Raw genomic sequence first — 9,411 nt, 5'->3', positions numbered from 1 at the left:
CCGCGAGGAGGTCGCCGCCGCCTGGGGCGTCGCCCAGCTGCCGTCCCGCTTCGGCCGCGACACCGGCCAGATCGTCGAGGCCGCGGCCACCGGCGAACTGGGCGCGCTGCTCGTCGCCGGTGTCTCCCCCGAGGACCTGCCGGACCCGGCGAGGGCCTTGGAGGCGCTGGACCGGGTCGGCTTCCTGGTCTCGCTGGAGCTGCGCCCGAGCGAGGTCACCGACCGCGCCGACGTGGTGTTCCCGGTCGCCGCGGTGGCCGAGAAGGCGGGCACCTTCCTCAACTGGGAGGGCCGGGCGCGGATGTTCGAGGCCGCGCTGAAGCCCGACCAGATGACCCGCAACCTCGCCCCGGGCGACGCGCGGGTGCTGCACATGCTGGCCGACGCCATGGACGTGCACTTCGCGCTCCCGGACCTCGCGTCCGCCCGCCGCGAGCTGGACCGGCTCGGCGGCTGGCAGGGCGGGTACGCGGACGAGCCGCGCGTCGCCGCCGAACCGCTGCCCCGGCCCGGCGACGGCGAGGCGATCCTGGCCGGCCACCGGATGCTGCTCGACCTGGGCCGCCTCCAGGAGGGCGACACCGCGCTCGCCGGCACCCGGCACGAGGCGGTGGCCCGGCTCTCCGCCGCCACGGCCGCGGAGACCGGGGTGAAGGAGGGCGACCTGCTGGCGGTGTCCGGCCCCGCCGGCAGCGTCGAACTGCCGCTCCGGATCACCGACATGCCGGACCGCGTGGTCTGGGTGCCGCTGAACTCCACCGGGCGGGGTGTGCCGGCCGCGACCGGGGCCCGCCCCGGCGGCGTGGTCCGGATCGGCCCCGCCGCTGCCGGTACTCCCGACGTCACACCGGAGGTGCGGGCGTGACCGCCTTCGCTCAACTGGCCGCGGCACCGCACGGTGCGGTGCTCGCCGCCGAGGACCTGTCGATGTTCGGCAACGACCCCTGGTGGCTCGTCGTCGTCAAGGCCGTGTTCTGCTTCGCGTTCCTGATGGTGACCGTGCTCTTCTCCATCGTGTGGGAGCGCAAGGTCGTCGCCTGGATGCAGCTGCGCATCGGCCCCAACCGGCACGGCCCCTGGGGCATGCTCCAGTCGCTCGCCGACGGCATCAAGCTGATGCTCAAGGAAGACGTCGTCGTCAAGCGCGCGGACAAGGTCGTCTACGTCCTGGCGCCGATCGTCGCCGCCATCCCGGCGTTCATGGCCATCGCGGTCATCCCGTTCGGCCCGGCCGACAACCAGGTCTCGATCTTCGGCCACCGCACGGCGATGCAGCTCACCGACCTGCCGATCGCGATGCTGTACATCCTCGCGGTGGCGTCGGTCGGCATCTACGGCATCGTGCTGGCCGGCTGGTCGTCCGGCTCGACCTATCCGCTGCTCGGCGGGCTCCGCTCGTGCGCGCAGATGATCTCGTACGAGATCGCGATGGGCGCCGCGTTCGCCTCGGTCTTCCTCTACTCCGGGTCGATGTCCACGTCGAAGATCGTGGAGGCGCAGGAGGACCGCTGGTTCATCATCCTGCTGCCGGTCTCGTTCATCATCTACGTCGTCACGATGGTCGGTGAGACCAACCGGGCCCCGTTCGACATGCCGGAGTCCGAGGGCGACCTGGTCGGCGGCTTCAACACCGAGTACTCGTCGATCAAGTTCGCGATGTTCATGCTCGCCGAGTACGTCAACATGGTCACCGTCTCCGCCGTCTCCACCACCCTGTTCCTGGGCGGCTGGCGGGCCCCGTGGCCGATCAGCACCTTCTGGGAGGGCGCCAACCAGGGCTGGTGGCCGATGCTCTGGTTCGTCCTCAAGGTCCAGCTGCTGCTGTTCTTCTTCATCTGGCTGCGCGGCACGCTGCCCCGCGTCCGCTACGACCAGCTGATGAAGCTCGGCTGGAAGGTCCTGATCCCGGTCTCCGTCGTCTGGCTGATGCTGGTCGCGACGGTGCGGGCGCTGCGCAACGAGGGCTACGACTTCTCGAAGATCCTGCTCTACGTGGCCGGTGCCGTGATCGCGATCCTGCTGATCTCCTTCGTCGCCGACATCTTCCGCGACAAGAAGGAGAAGGCCGCCGCGGCCCGTGCGGAACCCGAGCCGGCGTTCGACCCGATGGCGGGCGGGTTCCCGGTGCCGCCGCTGCCCGGACAGACCCTGCCGCCGGTGCCCCGGCGCAGGCCGCGACGCGAGCGGGAGCTCGTTGTCAGTGGCGGCGTGGATACTCAGAGTGACGGAAGTCCGAGTGACGGAAAGGAGGCCGACGGTGTCTGAACTGCCTGATTCGCCGGGGTCCAAGAGGCCGGCGAAGTCCACCGGGCCGACGGGGCCGGCGTCCTCGCCGTCCTCCCAGTCCTCGGAGGACAAGTTCCTGAATCCGGTGGCCGGCTTCGGCGTGACCTTCAAGGCCATGTTCAAGAAGCGGCTGACGGAGCAGTATCCGGAGACGCCGAAGGTGACGGCGCCCCGCTTCCACGGCCGCCACCAGCTCAACCGCCACCCGGACGGGCTGGAGAAGTGCGTCGGCTGCGAGCTGTGCGCCTGGGCCTGCCCGGCCGACGCGATCTACGTGGAGGGCGCGGACAACACCGACGAGGAGCGCTACTCGCCGGGTGAGCGCTACGGCCGCGTCTACCAGATCAATTACGCGCGCTGCATCCTGTGCGGCCTGTGCATCGAGGCGTGCCCGACCCGCGCGCTCACGATGACCAACCAGTTCGAGCTGGCCAACACCACCCGCGAAAGCCTCATCTACACCAAGGACGAGCTGCTCGCGGGCCTGGAGGACGGCATGGTCGACAGCCCGCACGCGATCTACCCCGGCATGGACGAGCAGGACTACTACCGGGGCCTGGTCACCGAGGCCGCCCCCGGTACGGAGCGTCAGCTCGCCGTGTCCAAGGGCGAGAAGCCGGCCGACGAGGCCGGCGCGAACCGCGGCTCCGCGCGGGAGCAGGAGGTGGACGCATGACCGGCCTGGCCGCAGCGGCCTCGCAGACGTCGACCGGCGAGGCCGTCCAGTTCTGGGTGCTCGGCACGGTCGCCGTCATCGGCGCCCTGTCCACCGTGCTGATGAGGAAGGCCGTGCACAGCGCGCTGAGCCTCGCCGGGACGATGATCATTCTGGCGGTGTTCTACCTCGCCAACGGCGCCTACTTCCTCGGCATCGTCCAGATCGTCGTCTACACCGGCGCGATCATGATGCTGTTCCTCTTCGTGGTCATGCTCGTCGGTGTCACCGCGGCGGACTCGCTCAAGGAGACCCTCAAGGGCCAGCGCTGGCTGGCCGCCGGATGCGGTCTCGGCTTCGGCGTCCTCCTGATCGCCGGCATCGGCAACGCCTCGCTGACCACGTTCAACGGCCTGGGCACCGCCAACACGGCGCACGGCGGAAACGTGGAGGGGCTGGCCAGCCTCATCTTCACCAAGTACGTCTTCGCCTTCGAGATCACCGGCGCCCTGCTGATCACCGCCACGGTCGGCGCGATGGTGCTCACGCACCGCGAGCGCACCGAACGCGCCAAGACCCAGCGGGAACTGTCCGAGCAGCGCGTGCGCGGCAGCCACCTCCCGCCGCTGCCCGCCCCCGGCGTCTACGCCCGGCACAACGCCGTGGACATCGCGGGCCTGCTCCCCGACGGCACCCCGTCCGAGCTGACCGTCATGGGGACGCTGCGCAAGCGCGGCCAGATGCGTGACGTGTCCCAGGAATCACTGGCCGGCCTCAAGGCACTGGAGCAGCGCTCCGGTGAGCGGCTCGGCCGGGACACCGAAGAAGAGGAGGTCGCCAAGTGAATCCGGTCAACTACCTCTATCTCGCCGCCCTGCTGTTCACCATCGGCGCGGCGGGGGTGCTGATCCGGCGGAACGCGATCGTGGTGTTCATGTGCGTGGAGCTGATGCTCAACGCCTGCAACCTCGCGTTCGTCACCTTCTCCCGTATGCACGGCAACCTCGACGGCCAGATCATCGCCTTCTTCACGATGGTCGTCGCCGCCGCGGAGGTCGTGGTCGGGCTCGCGATCATCGTGTCGCTGTTCCGTTCCCGCCACTCGGCCTCGGTCGACGACGCCAGCCTGATGAAGTTGTAAGGGGCGCTTGAACTGTGGAGAACCTCATTGCGCTGCTCGTCGCGGCGCCCCTGCTCGGGGCAGCGGTGCTGCTCTGCGGCGGCCGGCGCCTCGACCGCGCCGGGCACTGGCTCGGCACCCTGCTCGCCGCCGTCTCGTTCGTCGTGGCCGTGGTGCTCTTCGCCGACATGCTCGGCAAGGGCGCCGAGGACCGCGCGCTGCACCAGAAGCTGTTCAGCTGGGTGCCCGTGGAGGGCTTCCAGGCCGACCTGGCCTTCCAGCTCGACCAGCTGTCGATGACCTTCGTCCTGCTGATCACCGGTGTGGGCACGCTGATCCACATCTACTCGATCGGCTACATGGAGCACGACGAGCGCCGGCGCCGCTTCTTCGGCTATCTCAACCTGTTCCTCGCGGCGATGCTGATCCTGGTCATCGCCGACAACTACCTGCTGCTGTACCTCGGGTGGGAGGGCGTCGGCCTGGCGTCGTACCTGCTCATCGGGTTCTGGCAGCACAAGCCCAGCGCGGCCACCGCCGCCAAGAAGGCGTTCCTGGTCAACCGCGTCGGCGACATGGGCCTGTCGATCGCGATCATGCTGATGTTCACCACCTTCGGCACGTTCGCCTTCGGCCCCGTCCTGGAGTCGGCCGGTGAGGCGAGCGAGGGCAAGCTGACGGCCATCGGCCTGATGCTGCTGCTCGCCGCCTGCGGCAAGTCGGCCCAGGTGCCGCTGCAGTCCTGGCTCGGTGACGCGATGGAGGGCCCGACCCCGGTCTCCGCCCTCATCCACGCCGCGACCATGGTCACCGCCGGTGTCTACCTCGTCGTCCGCTCCGGCGCCATCTTCAACGGCGCCCCGGACGCGCAGATGGTCGTCGTGGTCGTCGGCGCGGTCACGCTGCTGTTCGGTGCGATCGTCGGTTGCGCGAAGGACGACATCAAGAAGGCCCTCGCCGGATCCACGATGTCGCAGATCGGCTACATGATCCTGGCCGCCGGCCTCGGCCCCATCGGCTACGTCTTCGCGATCATGCACCTGGTGACGCACGGCTTCTTCAAGGCCGGGCTCTTCCTCGGCGCCGGTTCGGTCATGCACGGCATGAACGACGAGGTGGACATGCGGAAGTACGGCGGCCTGCGGAAGTACATGCCGGTCACCTTCGTCACCTTCGGCCTCGGCTACCTGGCCATCATCGGCTTCCCGGGCCTGTCCGGCTTCTTCTCCAAGGACAAGATCATCGAGGCGGCCTTCGCCAAGGGCGGCACCGAGGGCTGGATCCTCGGCTCCGTGGCCCTGCTGGGCGCCGCGATCACCGCGTTCTACATGACGCGCGTGATGCTGATGACCTTCTTCGGCGAGGAGCGCTGGCGCCGCACGCCGACGCCATCCCCGGACGCGCCGGACGTCGAGCCGGCCGCCGAGACGCGCGGCGAGCACGCGGAGCCGCACCCGCACGAGTCCCCGAAGTCCATGACCATCCCGATGATCGTGCTGGCCTTCGGCTCGGTCTTCGCGGGCGGCTTCTTCTCCATCGGCGACCGCTTCCTGCACTGGCTGGAGCCGGTCACCGGCCACGACCACGGGGACGCCCCGATCGGCGCCGCCACTGTCACCGCCGCCACCATGGTGGTGCTCGTCGTCGGTGTCGCCATCGCCTGGGCGATGTACGGCCGCAAGCCGGTCCCGGTGACCGCCCCGCGCGGCTCGCTGCTCACCCGCGCCGCGCGCCGCGACCTCCTCCAGGACGACTTCAACCACGTGGTCCTGGTCCGCGGCGGCGAGCACCTCACCCGCTCCCTGGTCTACGTCGACCACACCCTGGTCGACGGTGTCGTCAACGGCACCGCCGCCGCCATGGGCGGGCTCTCCGGCCGGCTGCGCAAACTGCAGAACGGCTACGTCCGCTCCTACGCGGTCTCGATGTTCGGCGGTACGGCGGTTCTCATCGCCGCGACCCTGCTGATGAGGGCGGTCTGATCACATGTCCTTTCCCCTCCTGACAGCGACGGCGGCGCTCCCGGCGATCGGCGCCGTCGTCACCGCCGCCGTCCCGGCGGCCCGCCGCACCGCGGCCAAATGGGTGGCGCTGGCCTTCTCGCTGGGCACGCTCGTCCTGGCGGGCATCGCGCTCGCCCGTTTCGAGCCCGGCGGCGACCGCTTCCAGCTCACCGAATCGCACGCCTGGATCAAGGACTTCGGCGTCCGCTACGAACTGGGCGTGGACGGCATCGGGGTGGCGCTCATGGCGCTCACCGCCCTGCTGATCCCCTTCGTCATCCTGGCCGGCTGGCACGACGCCGACCCCCTGGAGAACACGTCCTCGCGCTGGCGTCCCACCCAGGGCTTCTTCGCCCTGATCCTGATGGTGGAAGCGATGGTGATCCTCTCCTTCGAGGCCACCGACGTCTTCCTCTTCTACATCCTGTTCGAAGCCATGCTCATCCCGATGTACTTCCTCATCGGCGGCTTCGGAGACCGGGCGCACTCCGGCAGCGACGAGAACGCGGCGGCGCAACGCTCGTACGCCGCGGTCAAGTTCCTCCTCTACAACCTGGCCGGCGGCCTCATCATGCTGGCCGCGGTGATCGGCCTGTACGTGGTCGCGGGCTCGTTCTCGCTCTCCGAGATCGCCGAGGCCCGCGCCAACGGCTCGCTCTCCATGTCGACCAGCACCGAGCGGTGGCTGTTCCTCGGGTTCTTCTTCGCCTTCGCGGTGAAGGCCCCGCTGTGGCCGCTGCACACCTGGCTGCCCAACGCCATGGGCGAGGCCACGTCCCCGATCGCGGTGCTGCTGACCGCCGTCGTGGACAAGGTCGGCACGTTCGCGATGCTCCGCTTCTGCCTCCAGCTGTTCCCGGAGGCCAGCAAGTGGGCGACGCCGGTGATCCTGGTCCTGGCGCTCATCAGCATCGTGTACGGGGCACTGCTCGCGGTCGGCCAGCGCGACATCAAGCGGCTGATCGCCTACGCGTCCATCTCGCACTTCGGCTTCATCGTGCTGGGCATCTTCGCGATGACCAGCCAGGGCCAGTCGGGCGCGACGCTGTACATGGTCAACCACGGCATCTCGACGGCCGCGCTGATGCTGGTGGCGGGCTTCCTGATCACCCGGCGCGGCTCCCGCCTCATCGCCGACTACGGCGGGGTGCAGAAGGTGGCCCCGGTGCTCGCCGGCACGTTCCTGATCGGCGGACTGGCCACGCTGTCGCTGCCGGGGCTCGCCCCGTTCGTCAGTGAGTTCCTGGTCCTGGTCGGCGCGTTCGCCGCGTACCCGGCGGTCGGCATCGTCGCCACGGTCGGCATCGTGCTCGCCGCGATCTACGTCCTGGTGCTGTACCAGCGCACCATGACGGGCCCGGTCAAGGCCGAGGTGCAGGGCATGGCGGACCTCAAGGCCCGTGAACTGGTCGTGGTCGTCCCGCTGATCGCGCTGCTGCTGTTCCTGGGTGTCTACCCGAAGCCGCTGACCGACATCGTCAACCCGGCGGTCCGGCACACCATGTCGGACGTACAGAAGAAGGACCCCCAGCCCGAGGTGGAGGCCGCCAAGTGAGCGCAACAGCTGTCCACAGTCTGTGGACGACGGCGAGCGGGGTGACGACCTTCGCCGCGGACAAGAAGTTCGAGGCACCGGTCATCGAGTACGCCCAGCTGATGCCGGTCCTGATCGTGGTCGGGGTCGCCGTCCTCGGGGTCCTGGTCGAGGCGTTCGTGCCGCGCCGCGCCCGGTACCACACCCAGGTCTTCCTGACCGTCGCCGCGCTGGTCGCCGCGTTCGCCGCGGTGGTCGGCCTGGCGACCCGGGGCTACGGGACGACCGACGCGCACATCGCCGCGATGGGCGCCATCGCGGTGGACGGCCCCTCCCTGTTCCTCCAGGGCCTCACCCTGCTGACGTCCCTGGTCGCCGTCTTCACCTTCGCCGAACGGCGCCTCGACCCCGGGGCGCACGGCAACAAGGTGGACTCCTTCGCGGCGCAGGCCGCGTCGGTGCCCGGCAGCGACAGCGAGAAGGCGGCCGTCCGGGCCGGGTTCACCACCACCGAGGTCTTCCCGCTGGTGCTGTTCTCGGTGGCCGGCATGCTGGTCTTCCCGGCGGCCAACGACCTGCTGACGCTGTTCGTGGCCCTGGAAGTGTTCTCGCTGCCGCTCTACCTCCTGTGCGCCGTCGCCCGCCGCAAGCGGCTGATGTCGCAGGAGGCGGCCGTGAAGTACTTCCTGCTCGGCGCGTTCTCCTCGGCGTTCCTGCTGTTCGGCATCGCCCTCCTCTACGGGTACGCGGGCTCCGTCTCGTACGCCCGCATCGCCGAGGTGGTCGACGGGTCGATCCAGCGCATCGACCCGGCGCTCGCCGACACCATGGGCAACGACGCGCTGCTGCTCATCGGCGGCGCGATGATCCTGACCGGCCTGCTCTTCAAGGTCGGCGCCGTCCCGTTCCACATGTGGACCCCGGACGTCTACCAGGGCGCCCCGACCCCGGTCACCGGCTTCATGGCCACGGCCACCAAGATCGCCGCGTTCGGCGCGCTGCTGCGCCTGCTGTACGTGGTGGTGCCGGGCCTGACCTGGGACCTGCGGCCGGTCATGTGGGGTGTCGCGATCCTCACGATGGTGGCCGGCGCGATCGTCGCGGTCACCCAGACCGACGTCAAGCGGCTGCTGGCCTACTCCTCGATCGTGCACGCCGGGTTCATCCTGGCTGGTGTGATCGCGGCCACCCCGGACGGCATCTCGTCCGTCCTCTTCTACCTCGCCACGTACTCCTTCGTGACGGTCGGCGCCTTCGCCGTCGTCACCCTGGTACGGGACGCGGGCGGCGAGGCGACGCACCTGTCGAAGTGGGCCGGGCTCGGCCGGCGCTCGCCGCTGGTCGCCGCGGTCTTCGCGGTGTTCCTGCTGGCCTTCGCCGGTATCCCGCTGACCTCGGGCTTCTCCGGCAAGTTCGCGGTGTTCAAGGCGGCGGCGGACGGCGGCGCGAGCGGCCTGGTCGTGGTCGGTGTGATCTCCTCGGCGATCGCCGCGTTCTTCTACATCCGGGTCATCGTGCTGATGTTCTTCAGCGAGCCGAAGGCGGACGGCCCCACGGTCGCCGTCCCGTCCCCGCTGACGATGACCACCATCGCGATCGGCGTCGCCGTCACGGTGGTGCTGGGCGTGGCCCCGCAGTACTTCCTGGACCTGGCGAGCCAGGCCGGGGTGTTCGTGAGGTAACCGCGCGCGACCGTACGAGAACGCCGGACGGGCTTGGCACCCTTGGGGGAAGTCAAGCCCGTCCGGCGTTGTCACAGGGGGCGCCTATGGTGGCAGGGGAGCGCCGGGACGCGGCGGGAGCGGGTGGGGAC

At 69.7% G+C, this 9,411-nt stretch carries 8 protein-coding genes; all 8 read left to right on the top strand.

Annotation, left to right across the window (positions count from 1 at the left end):
* A partial coding sequence (locus tag MHW47_RS10550; protein WP_239222413.1) for a molybdopterin dinucleotide binding domain-containing protein occupies positions 1-865 on the top strand: 865 nt, incomplete at its 5' end.
* Positions 862-2,265: an NADH-quinone oxidoreductase subunit NuoH gene (nuoH, locus tag MHW47_RS10545; protein ID WP_239222412.1), complete on the top strand. Its 1,404-nt coding sequence runs from the start codon at positions 862-864 to the stop codon at positions 2,263-2,265. The genes MHW47_RS10550 and nuoH, both read left to right, overlap by 4 nt.
* The gene (nuoI, locus tag MHW47_RS10540) at positions 2,258-2,962 is read left to right on the top strand and encodes an NADH-quinone oxidoreductase subunit NuoI (RefSeq protein ID WP_239222411.1); all 705 of its coding nucleotides are present in this window, start codon (positions 2,258-2,260) and stop codon (positions 2,960-2,962) included. The genes nuoH and nuoI overlap by 8 nt, the downstream gene beginning before the upstream one ends.
* Positions 2,959-3,786, top strand: a complete 828-nt coding sequence (locus tag MHW47_RS10535; protein ID WP_239222410.1) for an NADH-quinone oxidoreductase subunit J — start codon at positions 2,959-2,961, stop codon at positions 3,784-3,786. The genes nuoI and MHW47_RS10535 overlap by 4 nt, the downstream gene beginning before the upstream one ends.
* Positions 3,783-4,082 carry an NADH-quinone oxidoreductase subunit NuoK gene (gene nuoK / locus MHW47_RS10530; RefSeq protein WP_018101339.1) on the top strand — a complete coding sequence of 100 codons (300 nt, stop codon included), beginning with the start codon at positions 3,783-3,785 and terminating at the stop codon, positions 4,080-4,082. The genes MHW47_RS10535 and nuoK overlap by 4 nt, the downstream gene beginning before the upstream one ends.
* Positions 4,083-4,096: 14 nt before the next feature.
* On the top strand, positions 4,097-6,043 hold the full coding sequence (gene nuoL / locus MHW47_RS10525) for an NADH-quinone oxidoreductase subunit L (RefSeq protein ID WP_239222409.1): 1,947 nt from the start codon (positions 4,097-4,099) through the stop codon (positions 6,041-6,043).
* Positions 6,044-6,047: 4 nt separating this feature from the next.
* A complete protein-coding gene (locus MHW47_RS10520) occupies positions 6,048-7,619 on the top strand; it encodes an NADH-quinone oxidoreductase subunit M (protein WP_239222408.1) in 1,572 nt (523 codons plus the stop codon).
* Entirely contained in the window at positions 7,616-9,280 is a 1,665-nt protein-coding gene (gene nuoN / locus MHW47_RS10515; RefSeq protein ID WP_239222407.1) for an NADH-quinone oxidoreductase subunit NuoN, read from the top strand. The genes MHW47_RS10520 and nuoN overlap by 4 nt, the downstream gene beginning before the upstream one ends.
* Positions 9,281-9,411 lie beyond the last annotated feature (131 nt).

The sequence above is a fragment of the Streptomyces sp. OfavH-34-F genome, assembly GCF_022347745.1.
GTDB lineage: Bacteria > Actinomycetota > Actinomycetes > Streptomycetales > Streptomycetaceae > Streptomyces.
The sequence above is the reverse complement of the archived record's forward strand: the minus strand, read 5'-3'. Positions and strand labels throughout refer to the sequence as shown.

What these genes read in the sequence shown, in the direction of transcription:
- MHW47_RS10535 (WP_239222410.1), top strand. Translation starts at nt 2,959, where the DNA reads ATGACCGGCCTGGCCGCAGCGGCCTCGCAGACGTCGACCGGCGAGGCC.
- MHW47_RS10520 (WP_239222408.1), top strand. Translation starts at nt 6,048, where the DNA reads ATGTCCTTTCCCCTCCTGACAGCGACGGCGGCGCTCCCGGCGATCGGC.